At 74.6% G+C, this 16,854-nt stretch carries 14 protein-coding genes; 4 read left to right on the top strand and 10 right to left on the bottom strand.

Features of this window, described 5'->3' with window-relative positions:
• Window positions 1-18: 18 nt before the first annotated feature.
• Window positions 19-837, bottom strand: coding sequence for a TetR/AcrR family transcriptional regulator (locus tag FKM96_RS16915; RefSeq protein WP_147796215.1), 819 nt, complete (start codon window positions 835-837; stop codon window positions 19-21).
• Between the two features lie 121 nt (window positions 838-958).
• Here FKM96_RS16915 and FKM96_RS16910 point away from each other — a divergent pair, with 121 nt between their 5' ends.
• Window positions 959-1,915 carry an NAD-dependent epimerase/dehydratase family protein gene (locus FKM96_RS16910; RefSeq protein WP_147796214.1) on the top strand — a complete coding sequence of 319 codons (957 nt, stop codon included), beginning with the start codon at window positions 959-961 and terminating at the stop codon, window positions 1,913-1,915.
• A gap of 103 nt (window positions 1,916-2,018) precedes the next feature.
• Here the strand turns inward: FKM96_RS16910 and FKM96_RS16905 are convergent, their stop codons facing one another.
• The 5 genes from FKM96_RS16905 to FKM96_RS16885 form a co-directional block, all read right to left on the bottom strand.
• On the bottom strand, window positions 2,019-4,226 hold the full coding sequence (locus FKM96_RS16905; RefSeq protein WP_147796213.1) for an MMPL family transporter: 2,208 nt from the start codon (window positions 4,224-4,226) through the stop codon (window positions 2,019-2,021).
• Window positions 4,227-4,402: 176 nt separating this feature from the next.
• Entirely contained in the window at window positions 4,403-5,041 is a 639-nt protein-coding gene (locus tag FKM96_RS16900) for a hypothetical protein (RefSeq protein WP_147796212.1), read from the bottom strand.
• Between the two features lie 25 nt (window positions 5,042-5,066).
• Complete coding sequence (locus FKM96_RS16895; protein ID WP_147796211.1) at window positions 5,067-7,469, bottom strand: glycoside hydrolase family 3 C-terminal domain-containing protein; 2,403 nt, start codon at window positions 7,467-7,469, stop codon at window positions 5,067-5,069.
• Window positions 7,470-7,553: 84 nt separating this feature from the next.
• Entirely contained in the window at window positions 7,554-10,502 is a 2,949-nt protein-coding gene (locus FKM96_RS16890; RefSeq protein ID WP_147796210.1) for a glycoside hydrolase family 3 protein, read from the bottom strand.
• A 205-nt stretch (window positions 10,503-10,707) separates the two neighbouring features.
• Window positions 10,708-11,415 carry a LytTR family DNA-binding domain-containing protein gene (locus FKM96_RS16885; RefSeq protein WP_147796209.1) on the bottom strand — a complete coding sequence of 236 codons (708 nt, stop codon included), beginning with the start codon at window positions 11,413-11,415 and terminating at the stop codon, window positions 10,708-10,710.
• Window positions 11,416-11,521: 106 nt separating this feature from the next.
• On the opposite strand from FKM96_RS16885, the gene FKM96_RS16880 reads away from it, so the two are divergent.
• A complete protein-coding gene (locus tag FKM96_RS16880; RefSeq protein WP_147796208.1) occupies window positions 11,522-12,157 on the top strand; it encodes a TetR/AcrR family transcriptional regulator in 636 nt (211 codons plus the stop codon).
• 15 nt (window positions 12,158-12,172) lie between these two features.
• Here the strand turns inward: FKM96_RS16880 and FKM96_RS16875 are convergent, their stop codons facing one another.
• The 4 genes from FKM96_RS16875 to FKM96_RS16860 all read right to left on the bottom strand — a co-directional run bounded on the left by FKM96_RS16875 (window position 12,173) and on the right by FKM96_RS16860 (window position 15,868).
• On the bottom strand, window positions 12,173-12,586 hold the full coding sequence (locus FKM96_RS16875; RefSeq protein WP_147796207.1) for a hypothetical protein: 414 nt from the start codon (window positions 12,584-12,586) through the stop codon (window positions 12,173-12,175).
• A 167-nt stretch (window positions 12,587-12,753) separates the two neighbouring features.
• Window positions 12,754-13,422 carry a response regulator transcription factor gene (locus tag FKM96_RS16870; protein ID WP_147796206.1) on the bottom strand — a complete coding sequence of 223 codons (669 nt, stop codon included), beginning with the start codon at window positions 13,420-13,422 and terminating at the stop codon, window positions 12,754-12,756.
• Window positions 13,423-13,461: 39 nt separating this feature from the next.
• A complete protein-coding gene (locus FKM96_RS16865; RefSeq protein WP_147796205.1) occupies window positions 13,462-14,475 on the bottom strand; it encodes an SDR family NAD(P)-dependent oxidoreductase in 1,014 nt (337 codons plus the stop codon).
• Window positions 14,476-14,611: 136 nt separating this feature from the next.
• Window positions 14,612-15,868, bottom strand: coding sequence for a sensor histidine kinase (locus FKM96_RS16860; protein WP_168217014.1), 1,257 nt, complete (start codon window positions 15,866-15,868; stop codon window positions 14,612-14,614).
• A 311-nt stretch (window positions 15,869-16,179) separates the two neighbouring features.
• Here FKM96_RS16860 and FKM96_RS21875 point away from each other — a divergent pair, with 311 nt between their 5' ends.
• Together FKM96_RS21875 and FKM96_RS20820 are read left to right on the top strand one after the other, a co-directional pair.
• Complete coding sequence (locus FKM96_RS21875; protein WP_256375928.1) at window positions 16,180-16,305, top strand: hypothetical protein; 126 nt, start codon at window positions 16,180-16,182, stop codon at window positions 16,303-16,305.
• Entirely contained in the window at window positions 16,302-16,853 is a 552-nt protein-coding gene (locus FKM96_RS20820; RefSeq protein WP_168217013.1) for a hypothetical protein, read from the top strand. Before FKM96_RS21875 ends, FKM96_RS20820 begins: the two co-directional genes overlap by 4 nt.
• Window position 16,854: the final 1 nt, after the last annotated feature.

Raw genomic sequence — 16,854 nt, 5'->3', positions numbered from 1 at the left:
GTAGACGAGTTCGTCTACCTATCGAAGCACAGGTGCGGGGGCGCCCGCACCCGCGGGTCGCGCACGCACCCCGGCGCGATTCAGCGACCCGGCCGCTCCCCCGGGAGGCCGAGGGCGGTCGCGGTGCGCCGGGCGACCGCGTCGAGGTGCGCGCCCGGGTCGCGCAGGACGCCGCGGTAGTGGCCGAACAGCTCGAAGCTCACGCAGCCGTACAGCTCCGTCCACGCGTCCACCACGGCGAGCGGCAGCCGCGGGTCCACCGACCCGGGCAGCGGGCACCTGGTCCGACGGGCGGCCCGCGAGGGCCAGGGCGAGCAGGGCGCCGGCGTCCGCCCGGAGCGCGTCGGGCACCCGGTCGGCGCCGGGCGCGCGGTGGCCGGCGATCCAGGCATCCACCGCGACGGCCGCGAGCAGCAGCGGCACCCGCGACGCCGGGGCGGTGGTGTCCTGGGGCGCGGCGTACCCCGGGACCGGCGAGCCGTAGATCAGCCCGTACTCGTGCGGATGGCCCAGCGCCCACCCCCGCACGCCGCGGTGCACGGCCAGCCACCGACCGAGCAGGTCGGCGCGGTCGGCGCCGCGCTCCGCGCGCTCGGCGGCGTCCGCCAGACCGGTGTACGCCTCGGTGATCAGCGCCGTGAGCAGCGCGTCCCGGTTCGGGAAGTACCGGTACACCGCCGAGGGGGCCATGCCGAGCTCGCGGGTCACGGCGCGGACCGACAGCGCCGCCGCGCCCACCTCGGCGAGCTGCGCGCGCGCCGCATCGGTGATCTCCCGCAGCAGCTCGCGCCGGGCGCGGGCACGGGCACCCTCGGCGGGCGACGGGACGGACGACATGGTGCCCAGGGTGGCACGCGCTGCGGCCCGCGCGAGCACGACGGAGCCGGGTCTTGCCAGAAACGCGAACGGTGTTCACACTTGCGATCACTGATCCGAACCCTGCAGCAGAGGAGCACCCATGGGCGTCCACGTGGTCATCGGTTCCGGCCCGGTCGGCACCGCGCTGACCGACCTGCTCGCCCGGGACGGCGAGCGGGTCGTCGTCGTGACCCGGTCGGGGGGCGGGCTCGACCACCCCGCGGTCACCCGCGTCGCCGCCGACGCGAGCGACGCCGAGGCGCTCGCCGCCGTCGCGCGCGGCGCGACCGCCCTGTACAACTGCGCCAACCCCGCGTCCTACCAGCAGTGGGCCGCGCTGTGGCCCCCGCTCGCCGCGTCGGCGCTGCGCGCGGCCGAGGGCTCGGGCGCCGTCCTGGTCACGACGAGCAACCTCTACGGGTACGGCCCCGTGGACGTGCCGCTGACCACCGACCTGCCGCTGGCCGCCACCGGCCACAAGGGCCGGCTGCGCGCCGACATGTGGCGGGACGCGCTGGCGGCGCACGCCGCGGGTCGTGTCCGCGCGACCGAGGTGCGGGCCGCCGACTACCTCGGGCCCGACGTCACCGCCGCCGGTGGGGTCCTGCGCCGGTACGCCGACGCGACGCTGCGCGGGCGGCCCGCCCGGGTGTTCGGCGACCCGGACCTCCCGCACAGCTTCACCGCCGTCGAGGACGTGGCGCGGCTGCTGCGCACGGTGGCCACCGAGGAGCGGGCGTGGGGCCGCGCCTGGCACGTCCCGAGCCCGGAGCCCGTGACCGTGCGGCGCGCGCTCACCGACCTCGCGGCGGCCGTGCCCCAGGGCGCCCCCGAGCCGCGGCTCCGCCGCTTCCCGCGCGCCGCCGTCCGCGCCCTCGCCCCCGTGGTGCCGGTGCTGCGCGAGCTGACCGAGGTGCTGTGGCAGTGGGAGCGGCCCTTCGTGCTGGACGCCCGCGCCACCGAGGCGGCGTTCGGCCTGCACCCGACCCCCTGGGCGCAGGTGGTGCAGGCGACGGCGCGGGCGTGGCGGCCCGTGCCGGGCGGCCGCGCCTCCTAGGCCTCGGCCAGCGGGAGGTGGGCCGCCGTGAGCGCCCCGTCGACCTGCGGGGGCAGAGGTCGGCCGGGGCCACCGCTGCGGCGACCCCGGCCGACGCCGCGCCCTACGGACGGACCAGCTCGGGCTCCGGCCGGCGCTCAGGCTCATCGACGGCGTCCTGCAGCGCGTGCCCCTCGGTGTCGATGCGGGGCAGCACCCTGCCGAGCCACGCCGGGATCCACCAGGCGGCCTTGCCGAGCAGCGACAGGGCGGCCGGCATGAGGATCATCCGGACGATGAACGCGTCGGCGACGATCCCGATCATGAGGCCGAAGGCGATCGACGCGGCGATGGCGAACGAGCTGGACGCGAACCCGGCGAACACGACGGTCATGATCGACGCCGCGGCGACGAGCACCGGGGCCGCCCGGGAGAAGCCCTCCACGATCGCGTCCTTCGGAGCCATGCCGTGGTCGTGCATCTCCTTGATCCGGGAGACCAGGAACACCTGGTAGTCCATGGCGAGCCCGAACAGCACGCCGACCAGCAGGATCGGCAGCAGGCTCATCATCGGGTCGCCCTGCGCGGCGGTGATGAGCGGGAACTCCCAGCCCCACTGGAACACGGCCGTGCTCGCGCCGAACGACGCCAGGACCGACAGCAGGTAGCCGGCGGTGGCGATCACGGGGATGAGGATCGAGCGGAACATCAGGACCAGCAGCGCCATCGAGATCAGGACGATCACGATCACGTACTTGATGAGGGCGGTGTTCAGAGCCGCGTCCTGGTCGATGCCGATGGCGGTCTCCCCGGTCACCTCCAGGCGCACGCCGTCGACCATCGAGTCCTCGTGGTCGCGGATCGTGTGGACGAGGTCCTGGGTGGAGACGTCGATCGGGCCACCCGTGGGGATCATGGTGATCCGGGCGACGTCGCCGCTGGAGCTGATCTCGGCGGGCGTCACCATCTGCACCCCCGGGAGCGCGGACAGCGCGTCCTCGACGGCCCCGGCGTCGGCCGCGACGTCGTCGCCCTCGGCGAGCACGATGAGCGGGCTCTGCACGCCGCCGAGCTCGTCCAGGACGAGGTTGTAGGCCGCGCGCTCGGTGGACTCGGGGTCCGCGCCGCCCGGCACGTGGAACGCCGTCTTCATGCTGAGCACGGGGATCGCGACGGTGACCAGGACCGCGGCGCCGCCGACGAGGGCGAGGACCGGGTGCTGGACGACGGTCGTGCCCCACCGGCTGAGGAAGCCGCGCTTCTCGGTCGTCCCCTCGGTCCAGATGCGGCCCTCGGCGAGCGCCCGCCGGTGCTTCGTCGGCAGCGCCTTCAGGCCCATGGTCTTGAGCAGGACCGGCAGCAGGGTCAGGGACAGCAGGACCGCGATGAGGACGGCGAACGCGGCGGCGTAGCCCATGACCGAGATGAAGCCGATGTTGGCGACCATCAGGGCCACCAGGGCGACGATCACGGTCGCGCCCGCGAACACCACGGCGGTCCCGGCGGTCCCCGTCGCCCGGCCGATGGCCTCGTCGACCGTCCGCCCCCCGCGCAGCTCGTGCTGGAAGCGGGACAGGACGAACAGGCCGTAGTCGATGCCGACCGCGAGGCCGAGCATCGCGGCGAGGATGATCGAGTTCTCGCCGATCGGGGTGATCGACCCGTACGCGAAGACGCCGACCAGGCCGACGCCGACGCCGAAGGCCGCGGTGAGCAGGTTCGCGCCCGCGGCCCGCAGGGTGCCGAACGTCAGGATCAGCACGAGGAACGCCGCGAGGACGCCGATCATCTCGCCGACGCCCTGCTCGGGGGCACCGAGCGGGACGAGGTTGCCGCCCAGCTCCACCCCCAGCTCGGCCGGCGCGGACTGCTGCAGGTCCAGGGCGGCGGCGTAGGACGTCTCCTGCTGCTCGTCGTCGAGACCGGTGTACGTCAGCGTCGAGATGGCCAGGCTCTGGTCCGGGGAGATCGACGGGTTCGCGGGGTCGAGCGGGTCGCTCACCGTCTGCACCCCGGGCAGGGACGCGGCGTCGTCGAGCACGGACTGGATCTCCCGCGCGACGGCCGGGTCGGTCACCGCGCCGGCGTCCGGGTGGAAGACGAGCTGCAGGGTCTGGGCGTCCTCCTGGGAGCCCTCGGACGGGAACTCCTCGTTCATGCGCTCGAGCGCGAGCGAGGCGCGCGAGTCGGGGATCGAGTCGTCCGCCGTCTCCCCCATCCCGTTGACCGCGAGGATGCCCGTGAGGCCGGCGAAGACGGCGACCCACGCGATCACCACCACCAGCCGACGCCGGGCGCTGAAGCGCCCGAGCCTTGCGAGGAACGTTGCCATGGATCTCTACTCTCGTTGCGGGTCCGACGGACGTCCTCGATCCTGGCGACGTGAGCGTCCCGGCGAATCGGCCGGGGAGACCGTCCTCGGTACGACGTCCGGGGTACGTGACCGGACGGCCGGTACCGCCGCGGGCGTCCACGCGGGAGCAGGGGCGCGACCCGTGCCCGCCGGGCTCACGACGAGCGCACCACCGGGTCGTCCACGGTGACGGCGGGCGCGGCCTTCGTCGGGTCGGACTTGAAGATGACCTTGAAGATCGGGAAGAACACCCAGAACGAGATCGCGCTGTTGATCAGCACGACCACGAGGTCGGCGAGGGTCTCGCCGGTGCCGCCCAGGCCCCAGGTGTCGATGAACAGGTCGTAGATCGGCGCCTTGTACAGGCCCTGCAGCGCGGCCGCCACGATCGTGATGACCACGTAGGCGATCGCGTACCAGGTGGCAGCCTTCGCCACCGAGGAGTTCGACTTGAACGTGATGCTGCGCTGGGCGAAGAAGTTGATCACCTGCGCCACCAGGATGGTGACCTGGACCGCGAGGAAGTAGGCGAGCCCGCCGCCGCCGGCCGGCAAGGCCCCGGCGGCGTAGTCGAACACGAAGTACTGCGAGCCGTCCGGGTTCGAGCCGACCGGCCAGACCTGGAACGCGGTGTCGACCAGGGACGTCATCCCGAACAGCCACTTCGACAGCGGCATCAGCGCGAGCTGCAGCACGGTGATGCCGTTGCTCAGCACGAAGAACACGACGAACTGGGCGACGCCCGGCCGCTTGGTGGCGAACCGGCCCCAGGCGTCCTTGAGACGGGTGAACATACGAGCGGGTCTCTCTTCCAGGAGGTCAGGCGTCGCCGCGCAGCTGGCGCGCGGTGGTGCGGTTGGCGCGGCGGTTGCGGAGGAACCCGCGGATCGTGGCGCCGGCGCCGGCGAAGAAGTGGCCGTTGACGATGCGGACGATCCCGTCCACCATCTCGGCGCTGACCATGCCGTTGGTCATCTTCCCGATGGCCCGGAACGGCATGTTGAGCAGGAACAGGATGTTCAGGTCGGGCTTGCCCCTGAGGTCGGCGCGGTCGCGCAGGAACGCGAGCACCCGGTAGGCGAGCCGGGCCAGCGGGGAGCGCGCGGTCTGCATCCGGCCGAGCGCGTCGTTCACGCCGAGCGGCCCGGACCAGGAGGCCGGCGGGACCGGGCGGCCGAGCAGGGCCGCGAAGTCGGCGTCGGGCACGTGCCGGACGTCCCCGGTGCGGTACCGGACCGGGACCGCGTCCTCCGCCACCGGCGGCACGGTCCCTGCCACCTCGACGGTGGCCTTCTCGGACAGGTCGGCGACGTTCGCGCCGGCGAGCACGGTCCAGGTGCCGCGCTCGACCTGCCAGGCCCCGGTGCCCACGTCGAAGTGCCGGAACGCCGCGTCCCCCAGGGGGACGGTCACGGTGGTCGACTCCCCCGGGGCGAGCTCGACCCGGGCGAACCCGGCGAGCGTGCGGTCCGGCCGGTGCACGCCCGGCGTCTCGCGCCGCACGTAGACCTGCACCACGTCCGAGCCCGCGACGGCGCCCGTGTTGGTCACGGTCACCGTGGCCGCGTCGGCCGTCGCGGTCAGACCGGAGTACGCGAACGAGGTGTACGACAGCCCGAACCCGAACGGGAACGTCACCGGCACCCCGGCGGTCGTGTAGTACCGGTAGCCGACGAACAGGCCCTCGCGGTACTCCGCGGTCCGCTGCTGCCCCGGGAACGTGTCCGCGGTCGGGGTGTCCGACAGCCGCACCGGCACGGTCTCGGCGAGCCGCCCGGCCGGGTTCGCGACGCCGGTCAGCACGTCGAGCAGCGCGCCCGCGCCGGCCTGGCCGGACAGGTAGCCGTGCACCAGCGCCTGCGCGGAGCCGAGCCACGGCATCTCCACGACACCACCGGCGGCCAGCACCACGACGGTGCGCGGGTTCGCGGCGTGCACGGCCTCGAGCAGCTCGGTCTGCGCCGCGTGCAGCATGAGGGTCGACCGGTCCAGGCCCTCGGACTCGGCGATCTCGTCCAGGCCCAGGAACAGCAGGGCGACGTCGGCGCCCCGGGCCGCCTCCACCGCCGACGCGCGCAGCGCCTCGTCGGGCCTCCCGTCGCGGCGGAACCCGCGGACGGACGCCACCACGTCGAGCTCCGTCTCGCCGATGAGGTCGAGGATCGTGTCGAGCCGGGTCGGGTTCACGGCCGAGGAGCCGGCGCCCTGGTAGCGCGGCGTGAAGGCGAAGTCGCCGATCACCGCGACCCGGGTCCCGGCCGCCAGCGGCAGCAGGGCCTCGTCGTTCTTCAGCAGCACCGCCGACCGCGCCGCGACCCGGCGGGCCAGCGCGTGGTGCGCGGCCTCGTCGACGGCCGGCGCCGTGCCCGGCTCGCGGGCCTCGGCGACCAGCCGCAGCACCTCGGCGGCGCGCGCGTCCAGGTCGGCCTCGGCGAGCCGGCCGTCGCGCACCGCGGCGACGAGCTGGCGCGCCGAGTCCAGCCCGGCCGCCGGCATCTCCAGGGTCCCGCCCGCGGCCGCCGCGGCCACGACGTCGTTCGAGCCGCCCCAGTCGGAGATCACCGCCCCGTCGAAGCCCCACTCGTCCCGCAGCACCTGCTGCAGCAGGAACGGGTCCTCGTGCGCGTACGTGCCGTTCACCCGGTTGTACGCGGACATGATCGTCCGCGGTGCGGCTTCGGTGACCACGATGCCGAACGCGGTCAGGTAGATCTCGCGCAGCGTCCGCTCGTCGACCACGGAGTCCGACGCCATCCGGCGCAGCTCCTGGGAGTTCGCGGCGTAGTGCTTGGAGCACGCCGCCACGCCGGCGGCCTGGATGCCGCGCACGTACCCGGCGGCCATCCGCCCCGCCAGCAGCGGGTCCTCGGAGAAGTACTCGAAGTTGCGCCCGCCCAGCGGGGAGCGCTTGATGTTCAGGCCCGGGCCCAGCAGCACGTCGACGTCCTGCGCCGCGGCCTCGGCGCCGAGCGCCCGCCCGACCTCCTCGGCGAGCTCGGGGTCCCAGGTGTTCGCGACCGCCGCGGCGGTCGGGAAGCAGGTCGCCGGCTGCGACTCGGCGATGCCGAGGTGGTCCGCGGCGCCGGTCTGCTTGCGCACCCCGTGCGGCCCGTCCGCCAGCCAGAGCGAGCGCACGCCGTGCCGCGGCAGGTCGTACGTCTCCCAGACCGTCTTGCCGGTGAGCAGGGCGGCCTTCTCCAGCAGGGTCAGGTTCTCGATCATGACGCTCGGTCTCTCCAGGCGGTGGGGCGTGCGGTGCGCGGTCCTGGCCGGTGCGGGTCGCACCGGCCAGGACCGGGAGGGTGGTCAGCGGGACGGCGTCCCGGCGACCTCGCGAGGGTCCGGCTCCGCGCCGGCGTCCTCGCTGTCCGCGCCACCGGAGGCACCGGGACCGCCGCGCCGCTGCCGGACGAGCTTGCGGGTCGTGACCACCAGGAGCGCCACGATCGCCAGGCCGAACAGCACGTCGAGCGCGTACAGCGCCCACTTCCACAGCGGCGTCACCGCGACCAGCTCGGACCCGGCCGAGAGCCCGTTCATCGCGTTCGACGCGGTGACGGCGTACGCGATGTTGTGCGCCGCGCGCTGCATGTTCGCGAGCACCGTCGGGGTCATCTCGTCGTCCGAGAGCTTCCACAGGGTCGCGTCCGTGTTGAGCCACAGGTCCGTGCCCGCGGCCAGGCCGGCGCGCAGGTCCTCGTAGGCGAACACCTCGAAGGACGCCTGGTCGGTCACGACCACGCCCTGGAAGCCCCACTCGTCCCGGAGCGTCGCGGTCATCAGGCCCGCGTCCGCGCCGGCCCAGGTCGGGCCGAGGCGGTTCATGCCGGCCATCGCGCCGCGCGCGCCGCCGTCGCGGACCGTGACCTCGAACGGCGCGAGGTAGAGCTGGCGCACGGCCTGCTCGCTCGCGAACGTCGCGAGACCGATCCGGTCCGTCTCCTGGTCGTTGAGCGCGAAGTGCTTCATGAACACGAGCACGCCCTTGGACTGCGCACCGTCGACCACCGCCGCGCTCATCACGCCGGAGAGCCGGGAGTCCTCCGAGAAGTACTCGAAGTTGCGGCCGCTGTACGGCGAGCGGTGGATGTTCAGCGCCGGCCCGTACCAGCCCGCGACGCCGAGGTCGAGGGAGTCCTCGCCGATCGCGACGCCGAACTCCCGCGCCAGGTCGGTGTTGAACGTGGACGCCAGCACGATCGCGGGCGGGTAGCCCATGCCCGACTGGCCGCCGACGAGGGTGTCGGAGATGCCGGCGGGGCCGTCCTTGTCGACCGTGGCCGGGAGCTGGATCGAGTCGACGCGCTTCGTGGCGTAGCCGCCGATGCGGACCAGCTCGTCCAGCTCCGTCGCGGTCATCTGCCCGAGCAGGGCGTCCCACGAGGGCGAGTCGTAGTCCTCGCCGATCATCATCGCCGCGTTCAGCTCGCCGTACGCGTCGTCGACCGTGCCGAGCACGGGCTCCTCGGCGTCGGGGTCCTCGACGTCCGGGATCTCGAGGTCCGCGATCAGCTGCTGCGGCGCGGTCCACGAGCCGTCCGAGTACGTCGTCGGCCAGGTACCGGTCCAGTCGGAGCGGCTGAGGTAGGTGAAGCCCTCGTCGTAGGTCCGCAGGTCGGCGCCCGCGAACTGGTTGGTGACCGCCTCGTCGGTGGCGGCCGACGTCGCCCACGTGGTCGCGTCGAGCTCGCCGACCGTCACCTCGTGCGCGAGGGCGGCGTCGCCGTCCGCCGTCATCCCGTCGGCGGTGCTGTGCCCCTTGGCGGCGAGGATGTTGTTCAGCGCGACGTGCGCGTCCGTGCCGGCGGCCAGGTAGTAGTCGCCCGCGTCCACCACGTACGTCCCGGCGCCGTCGGCGTCGTACGCCTTCATCAGCTCGCGCGGGACCTCGACCGTCACGGTCTCGGACGCGCCCGGCTCCAGCTCCGCGCTCTTGGCGTAGCCCGCCAGCTCGACGGCCGGCTTCTCGATGCCGTGCTCGCGGTCGTAGTCGGTGTACGGCTGCTGCAGGTAGACCTGGACGACGTCCTTGCCCGCGACGTCACCGGAGTTGGTCACCGTGACGGCGACGTCGAACGCGTCCTCGCCCTCCGTCACCGCGTAGTCCGACCAGTCGAACGTCGTGTACGACTCGCCGTGCCCGAACGGGAACTGGACCTCGGTGGCGTAGTCGAAGTCGCCGACCCCGGCTGCGCCGAGGACCGCGTCCTCGTACCGGGTCTCGTAGTACCGGTACCCGACGTACACGCCCTCCGCGTAGACCATGTACCTGTTGCCGCGGTCCACCTGGGAGTTGGTGATCTCGTACGACCCGAGGTTTGCGATGCTGGGGGCGCTCAGCGAGTCGTAGGCGTAGGTGTCGACCAGCGCGCCCGACGGGTTCACCTCCCCGCTGAGGACCTGGCCCACCGCGGCGGCGCCCGTCTGCCCGAACGCACCGACCCACAGGGCCGCACTCACCGGGTACTCGTCCAGGAACCCGAGCTCGACGGGGTTCTGCGTGTTGAGCAGGACCACCACGGTGTCGAACTCCGCGGTCACCGAGGCCAGGAGGTCGCGCTCCTCGGGCGTCGGCTGGAGGTAGGTGGCCGTGCCGGCGTCCCGGGTGCCGATCAGGTCCTTGCTCTCGCCGCCCGAGCGGCCGAGGACGACGACCGCCGCGTCCGCGTAGTCGGCGTAGGACGCCGTGACCTCGGAGGTGTAGGCGCTCTGCGGCACCTCGTTCACCGCGAACTCGCCCTCGCCGTACACGTCCGGGATCGACCGGCGGTAGTACTTGCCGGCGCCGGACTCGTAGAAGTCCCAGAGCGTGGGGTTCAGCTCGAAGCCGGCGTCCGTGAACGAGTCCTCGAGGGTGACCGCCTGGGAGGTGTCGAGCGAGCCCGCGCCGGTGCCGCCGTAGACCGGGTCGACGGCGCTCTGCCCGAAGACGCTGATCCGCGCGCCCTCGGCGAGGGGCAGCGCCCCGTCGTTCTCGAGCAGGGTGATCCCCTCGGCGGAGATCCGGGTGCCCACGTCGGCCAGGTACGCCTGACGGTCCTCGTCGGACGCGAAGTCGGAGGTGAAGTAGTCGGCGTCCTCGCCCTCGGCGGTGACGACCTTCTGGGTGGGCTGGTCGAGGTAGACCGACACGAGGTCGGAGTACTTGGTGGCGTACGCGTTGCCGACCACCAGCCCGCCGGCGAGCGCGGCGCACAGGACGTAGCTGCCGATCGCCACGGGCGTGGACAGCCGTCGTGGTTGCTTCCTGGACATCGTTGGCCTCTTCTCGTGCAGGTGCGCGGGCTCCGGTCGACCTGCGGCGGCGCTGCGCTACGCCCGCTCGCGGTTCCCGGTGCCCGTCCGCGAGGGGGTCGCGGGTGGGGGTCGTGCGGCGGTAGCCAAACACGAGTCATCTCGAATTTGGGCCGACCGCACACAACCGGGGGCCACGGAGGCACAAACTGTCGGGCGGGCGGCGTCAGCGCCGCGAGGCGAGGTGGTCGGTCAGCGCGGCGAGGAAGTCGGTGCGACGGTTTCGACCCACCGGGACCGTCGTGCCGTCGACCAGCGCGGCGTCCAGCCCGTCGACCGCGACGACGTGCGCGAGGTTGACGAGGAAGCCGTGGTGGCACCGCACGAACCCGTCGCCCGCCAGCGCCGCCTCGTACTGCTTGAGCGGGCCGCGGACCCCGTAGCGGCCGCTCAGCGTCCGCACCTCGACGTGGTGGCCGGATGCCGCGAGGACGAGGACGTCGTCCGCGTCGAGCCGCAGCTGCCGCGCGCCCGAGTCCAGGACGACCGTGCGGTGCCGTCGGCTCGCGGCGCGTGCGGCGACCCGGTCGAGCGCGCGGGCGAGCGCCGGGTAGCGCACGGGCTTCAGCACGTACTCCAGCGCGTCGACCTCGTAGCCGGCCACGGCGTGACCGGCCGACGCGGTGACGAACACGATGCCGACGGCCCGGTCGACCTCGCGGACCCGGCGGGCCACCGCGACCCCGTCCAGCCCCGGCAGCTCGACGTCGAGCAGCAGGAGGTCGGCGCCGTCGTAGCCGGTGAGCAGCGACTCGCCGTCCGGCAGCGACGTGTGCGCGAGCTCGACCCCGCGCTCGGCCGCGTAGCGGCGCAGGTGCCGTTGCAGCTCGACGGCCGCAGCGGGGTCGTCCTCGACCGAGGTGATCGCGAGCATCCCGTCCCGTCCCGTCGTGTCCCCGGAGGCGTCAGCCAAATCCTAACTCCCAACGTTTTGGCCTTCGGGGCCCGACCGGCCCTCCGGCGGCCGATACGCTCGGCGGATGTCCGGCTCGACCCCCTCTCCGCGCGGTCCCTACGCCAAGACCCGGGGCCGCGTCGAGGCGGTGCGGCGGACCGCCTTCGAGCTCGTCGTCGAGTCCGGCCACCGGAGCGTCACGATCGCGGAGGTCGCACGACGCGCCGACCTCACCGAGGCCCAGGTGCTCTACCACTTCCCGTCCCGCGAGCACCTGCTCGTCGGCGCCCTCGAGCACGCCGACCGCCGGTCGAGGGCCCACCAGCAGGTGGGCGTCGCGGACGTGCGGGCCGCCGTCGCCGCCACCGTGGAGGCGGAGCGGTCGGACCCGGAGGTGCTCCGCCTCTTCGTCGCGATGTCCGCCGCCGCGACCGACCCGACGCACCCGGCGCACGAGTGGGGCGCCCGGCGCACCCGCGCGATCGTCGCGCGCTACGCCGAGCTCCTGACCGACCTCCAGGCCCAGGGCTGGGCCGACCCCGGCGTGGACCCGCACCGCTTCGCGCGCCGGTTCATGGCGCTGTGGGACGGGCTGCAGACGCAGTGGCTCCTCGACCCCACGTTCGACCTCGGACGCGAGGTGGCCGACGGCCTCGCGGTCCTCGCCGGGCGCGCCGAGATCCCCGGTCCGCGCGGCGGTGGCCCGGCGCAGGACGCCTGACCGGTCGCGCGCCGCTCAGGCCGTCAGCTCGACGTGGCACCACAGCTGCCGCCCTCGGCCGGGCACCTGCTCCACGCCCCACTCGAACGCCGACCGGAGCACGTCCACGACGCGCGCACCGAGCCGGGGGGTCGAGGCGGGGGCGGTGACGGACAGCCGCGCGACCGGCCCGACCACGTCCACCTCGAGCCGCAGGCGCGCACCGGCGTCCGCGCACCGGACCCCCTCGCGGGCGAGCTCGGTGCACACCCGGCGCAGCTCGCCCCGCCGCCAGGGCGCCACGGCACCGTCGACGAGGACGCGGTCCACCCACCGACGCGCCGCGACCGGCGCGTCGGGCGACGCCACCAGGTCCAGCGCGGCGTAGTGGGGCTCGGTCGCGGCGGCGCGGGCGCCGTCCTGGCGTCCGCCCGGGGGCAGGTCGTTCATCGGCGCTCCTCGGTAGGGGTGCGGGAGGTGGCCGCACCCCCGCCGCAGGGGGTCGGCGGGGGTGCGTGCTCCGAGGCTGCCAGGGCGACCGCGGCGCGTCGTCAGCCCCGGGGAGCATCGGCGTACCGCATCGGGCGTACGCCGGCACGGGCCACCGGACGCCTCGCTCACCGCGACTCGTCGGCGAGCCCGCTCTCGTAGGCGAAGACCACGAGCTGGGCGCGGTCGCGGGCCCCGGTCTTGAGCATCGAGCGGCTGACGTGCGTCTTGGCCGTCGCGGGGCTGATGTAGAGGTGCTCGCCGATCTCGTCGTTCGACATGCCCCGCGCGACGAGCCCGACGATCTCGCGCTCCCGCTCGGTGAGGTCCTCGATCCCCGGCAGCGGGCTGCGGTCCCGCGCCCGCGGAGCGCTGAGCACCTGCTCGATCAGCGCCCGCGTCGCGTGCGGGGAGAGCAGCTGGTCCCCCGCCGCCACCGTGCGGATGGCGGCGATCAGGTCGGCGGGGTCCACCCCCTTGCCCAGGAAGCCGCTCGCACCCGCCCGGAGCGCCTCGACCACCAGCTCGTCCGTCTCGAACGTCGTCAGGATCAGCACCTTGACGCCGGCCAGGGCCTCGTCGGCGGTGATCCGGCGGGTCGCCTCGATCCCGTCGACGCCGGGCATGCGGATGTCCATCACCACCAGGTCGGCGCGGGTCGCGCGCGCCTGCGCCACGGCCTCCGCGCCGTCGGCGGCCTCGCCCACCACCTCCAGGTCGGGGGCGGAGTCGAGCAGGAGCCGGAACGTGGCGCGCAGCAGGGTCTGGTCGTCGGCCAGCAGGACGCGGATGGTCATCGGTCGTGCCTCTCGGGGAGTACGCGGGAGCAGGGACGGTCAGGCGGCCGACCAGCCGCCGTCCACCGGCATGATCACACCCGAGACGTCGGCCGCGTCGTCGCTCAGCAGGAACGCGATCGGGCCGGCGAGCTGCGCCGGCTCGGCGACCGGCGGCCGGATGGCCGAGCCGGTCTCGACGCGGGCGCGGCCGAGCTCGGACGCCACGACGGGGCGCATCGCGGTCAGGGTCGGGCCGGGGGCGACCGCGTTGACCCGGATCCCCGACGGCCCGTACATGTACGCCGAGCTCTTCGTGATGCCCACGACCGCGTGCTTGGACGCCGTGTACGCGACCCCGGCGGCCGAACCGCGCAGGGCGGCCTCGGAGGCGACGTTCACGATGGACCCGCGACCCGCTGCCAGCATCAGCGGCAGCACCGCGCGGCTCAGCAGGAACGTCCCGTCGACGTTCACCGAGAAGTTCCGGCGCCACACGGCGTCCGACACCTCGTGCAGCGGCGTGACGTCGTCGGTGACGCCCGCGACGTTGGCGAGCCCGTCGACGCGGTCGCCCGCCACCGCGACGATCCGGGCGACGGCCTCCGGGTCGGTGATGTCGGCGGCGACGGCCTCGACGTCGAAGGCGTCGAGCTCGGCGACGAGGGCACGCAGACCCTCCTCGGTCAGGTCGACCGCGATCACGCGACCGCCCTCGCGGGCGACCCGGGAGGCGGTGGCCCGGCCGATCCCCGACGCGGCTCCGGTCACGACGACGGTCCGCCCGTCGAACCGGCCCGGCACGATCCGCTCCCGCCACCCGGTGGTCGGCGCCTCGCTCTCCTCGGGGAGGACCCCGCCGTTCGCACGGCGCACCAGGTCGGTGACCATTTCCTGCGGGACGAGGCCCCCGCCCAGCTCGACGAGGCGCTCGAGCGGCAGCGCGCGGGCCGGCTGGAGGGCGGCGGCGTCCTTCCCGGCCGCCGCGAGCAGCTCGCCGAGCGCGGGTCCGCCCACCGGGTGGTCGAGCCACTCGCCGACGGTCGAGCGGGCGGTGATCGGGTGCGGGCTCATGCGGTTCCCCTCGTCGCGGCCCGCGGGGCGGCTCCCACGGGGCTGGCGCGTCCTCAGTCTCCTGACCCGACGCCCGTCGCGGATCCCCCGGGCGCAGTATCCGCGGCTACGCCCCCTGCCGTACGGGTCGGCCGGGTCACGCGTCCACGGGACGCCGCGCCGCCGGCAGCGTCGCGACCACCTCGAAGTCGCCGCTCGCCGTCGGCCCCGCCCGGAAGGCGCCCCCGGCGGTACCCGCGCGCTCGCGCATCCCGATCAGGCCGTGCCGGGTCCCCGGGCCGGGCGCACGCTCCGGGTCGGTGGGGTTGGTGATGCGCAGTCGCACGCCGGCGGCGGTCCAGGCGATGGTGAGCTCCACGCGCTGACCCGGTGCGTGCTTCGTCGCGTTGGTCAGCGACTCCTGCACGATGCGGTAGGCCGCGAGGTCCACGTGCTGCGCCAGGGGCACCGGCGTCCCGGACTCGGACACCGAGACGTGCGCCCCGGCGCTCGCGAGTCCGGCGACGAGCTCGTCCAGCGCAGCCAGCCCGGGGACGGGACGCAGCGAGCGGTTCGGGTCGTCGTCCGCCTCGCGGGCCTCCTGGTCGTCGCGTCGGCGCAGCAGGCCGATCGTCGCCCGGAGCTCGTCGATCGCCCGGCCCGTGTGCTGGGCGATGTCCCCCAGCGCGCGCTCGGCCGCGTCGACGTCGGTGCGCAGGAGGTACCGGGCGACCCCCGCCTGCGCGTTGACGAGCGTCAGGTTGTGCGCCAGGGCGTCGTGGAGCTCGCGGGCGATGCGCAGGCGCTCGTCCAAGACGGCGGTCTGCGTGCGCTCGGCGTTCTCGGCCTCGATCCGGAGTGCGCGCTCCCGGCGGCCGGTCCGCCAGACGCCGGCCGCCGCGGCCGTGACCACCAGGTAGAACACCAGCAGGTCGGTCAGCAGGGTGTCGCCGGTGTTCATCGTGACGCCGATGACGGCCAGCCAGGTCCCCCCGACCAGCCCGGCGGTCCACCCGACCCGCCGGGGCACGCGCGAGGCGAGCGTCGCGACCGCGAGCGTCGTCGCGAGCGGAGCCGGCTGGTAGGCGCCCATCCCGCTGTGCATCTGGGCGATCGGGTCCGGCACCGTGAGGAAGATGAGGATCATCGACTCGGCGACGAGCGTGCCGAGCAGTGCCAGGACGGGCCGGTAGGTGCGCAGCAGCAGGGGCGCCCACGCGCCGACGATCGAGACGAGCAGGCGCGTGTCGGGCGCGTCCCACTCCCCCGTGCGGACCGACGTCGTCCAGAACATGCCGCCGAGCCAGGCCAGCGTGAGGGCCAGCTGCCCCGTCGTGGGGCGCCCGCCGCTCCCGAGGCGGACGGTCGAGCGTGCGACGTCGCGGAACGACGCGCGCGCAGGTCTGGAGTGCATCCGGGTCCGCCTCGTGTCGGGTGCGGCGCCGGCCGGGAGCCGACGCGCGACGGGACCACCATGGTGCGCGAGGACCGCGGGTGCCGGCATCCGCCGCCGGGAGTATCTCGGCGGGTCCGCTGGATCGGGGGTGCGTGGGTCGGCCGACGCTCCCTGCGCGGGACGCGGCCGCGGTGGCCGCGGACGCCGGGGCGAGGCCGGTACGCCGTCGGGCGTACGGCGGGTTGCGACCGTCGTCCGACGACCGCGCGCTCCCCCCGACGGCACACTGGGCCGGGACGCCGCCCGCCGGGCAGCAGGAGGAGGCCCCCATGGCCCGGCACGTGACGATCGTCTCGGTGCTCGCCCTCGTCGGCGCGACGCTCGTCGGCGCGCGCGCGCTGCACCGACGCCGCCGCCCTCGCCGGCTGCGGTGCGGCGGCGACGCCCGCTCGTGACGGCGACCGCGGGCACCTCCGGCGACCACGTCCGGCCCGGCGCCGGGACCCGCAACCGCTCGGCGTCCGCGCTCGCCCGGTACAACGCGCGGGTGGCGGTCGACCTCGACCCCCGCGCGGCGGGGATGCTGCGTGCCCTCCTCGACCCCGGGGCCGGGGGCGCCGCCGCGCTCCGGGACCTGGTCGGGGACGACGCCCACGCGCACGCCTCTGCGCACGCGTGGTGCACCTCGGTCATCACGGTGGCCCACGACGTGGCCGGGAGCGGGACGGCGCGGCCCGGGGCCGGGGCCTCGTGCCGGCGGTGCGTCGAGGCGGCCAGGACGGCGACCGACCTGCTCGGTCGCGCCGCTTCCGTCGCCCTGCCGGCGCACGTCCAGGGGCTGGGGGCCGCGTCCGCGCTCCGCAGCGTCGTGGTGCTGGCCTGCGCCGACCTCGACCGCTGCCCCCACCGTGACGCCGTCGTCGCCTCGCTGACCGCGCCGGGGTCGGCACGCGTGCTCGACGCGGTCGCCGCCGTCCGCGGCGCCGGCGCGGCGAGGGGCTGAC

The sequence above is a fragment of the Cellulomonas sp. Y8 genome, assembly GCF_008033115.1.
Taxonomy (GTDB): Bacteria; Actinomycetota; Actinomycetes; order Actinomycetales; family Cellulomonadaceae; genus Cellulomonas.
The sequence above is the reverse complement of the archived record's forward strand: the minus strand, read 5'-3'. Positions and strand labels throughout refer to the sequence as shown.

Excerpts from the sequence above, each read along its gene's own strand:
- FKM96_RS16865 (WP_147796205.1), bottom strand. The coding sequence starts at position 14,475 with ATGAGCCCGCACCCGATCACCGCCCGCTCGACCGTCGGCGAGTGGCTC.
- FKM96_RS16860 (WP_168217014.1), bottom strand. The coding sequence starts at position 15,868 with ATGCACTCCAGACCTGCGCGCGCGTCGTTCCGCGACGTCGCACGCTCG.
- FKM96_RS16880 (WP_147796208.1), top strand. The coding sequence starts at position 11,522 with ATGTCCGGCTCGACCCCCTCTCCGCGCGGTCCCTACGCCAAGACCCGG.
- FKM96_RS16905 (WP_147796213.1), bottom strand. The coding sequence starts at position 4,226 with ATGGCAACGTTCCTCGCAAGGCTCGGGCGCTTCAGCGCCCGGCGTCGG.
- FKM96_RS16895 (WP_147796211.1), bottom strand. The coding sequence starts at position 7,469 with ATGATCGAGAACCTGACCCTGCTGGAGAAGGCCGCCCTGCTCACCGGC.
- FKM96_RS16915 (WP_147796215.1), bottom strand. The coding sequence starts at position 837 with ATGTCGTCCGTCCCGTCGCCCGCCGAGGGTGCCCGTGCCCGCGCCCGG.
- FKM96_RS16910 (WP_147796214.1), top strand. The coding sequence starts at position 959 with ATGGGCGTCCACGTGGTCATCGGTTCCGGCCCGGTCGGCACCGCGCTG.
- FKM96_RS16870 (WP_147796206.1), bottom strand. The coding sequence starts at position 13,422 with ATGACCATCCGCGTCCTGCTGGCCGACGACCAGACCCTGCTGCGCGCC.
- FKM96_RS16885 (WP_147796209.1), bottom strand. The coding sequence starts at position 11,415 with ATGCTCGCGATCACCTCGGTCGAGGACGACCCCGCTGCGGCCGTCGAG.
- FKM96_RS16900 (WP_147796212.1), bottom strand. The coding sequence starts at position 5,041 with ATGTTCACCCGTCTCAAGGACGCCTGGGGCCGGTTCGCCACCAAGCGG.
- FKM96_RS21875 (WP_256375928.1), top strand. The coding sequence starts at position 16,180 with ATGGCCCGGCACGTGACGATCGTCTCGGTGCTCGCCCTCGTCGGCGCG.
- FKM96_RS16875 (WP_147796207.1), bottom strand. The coding sequence starts at position 12,586 with ATGAACGACCTGCCCCCGGGCGGACGCCAGGACGGCGCCCGCGCCGCC.
- FKM96_RS16890 (WP_147796210.1), bottom strand. The coding sequence starts at position 10,502 with ATGTCCAGGAAGCAACCACGACGGCTGTCCACGCCCGTGGCGATCGGC.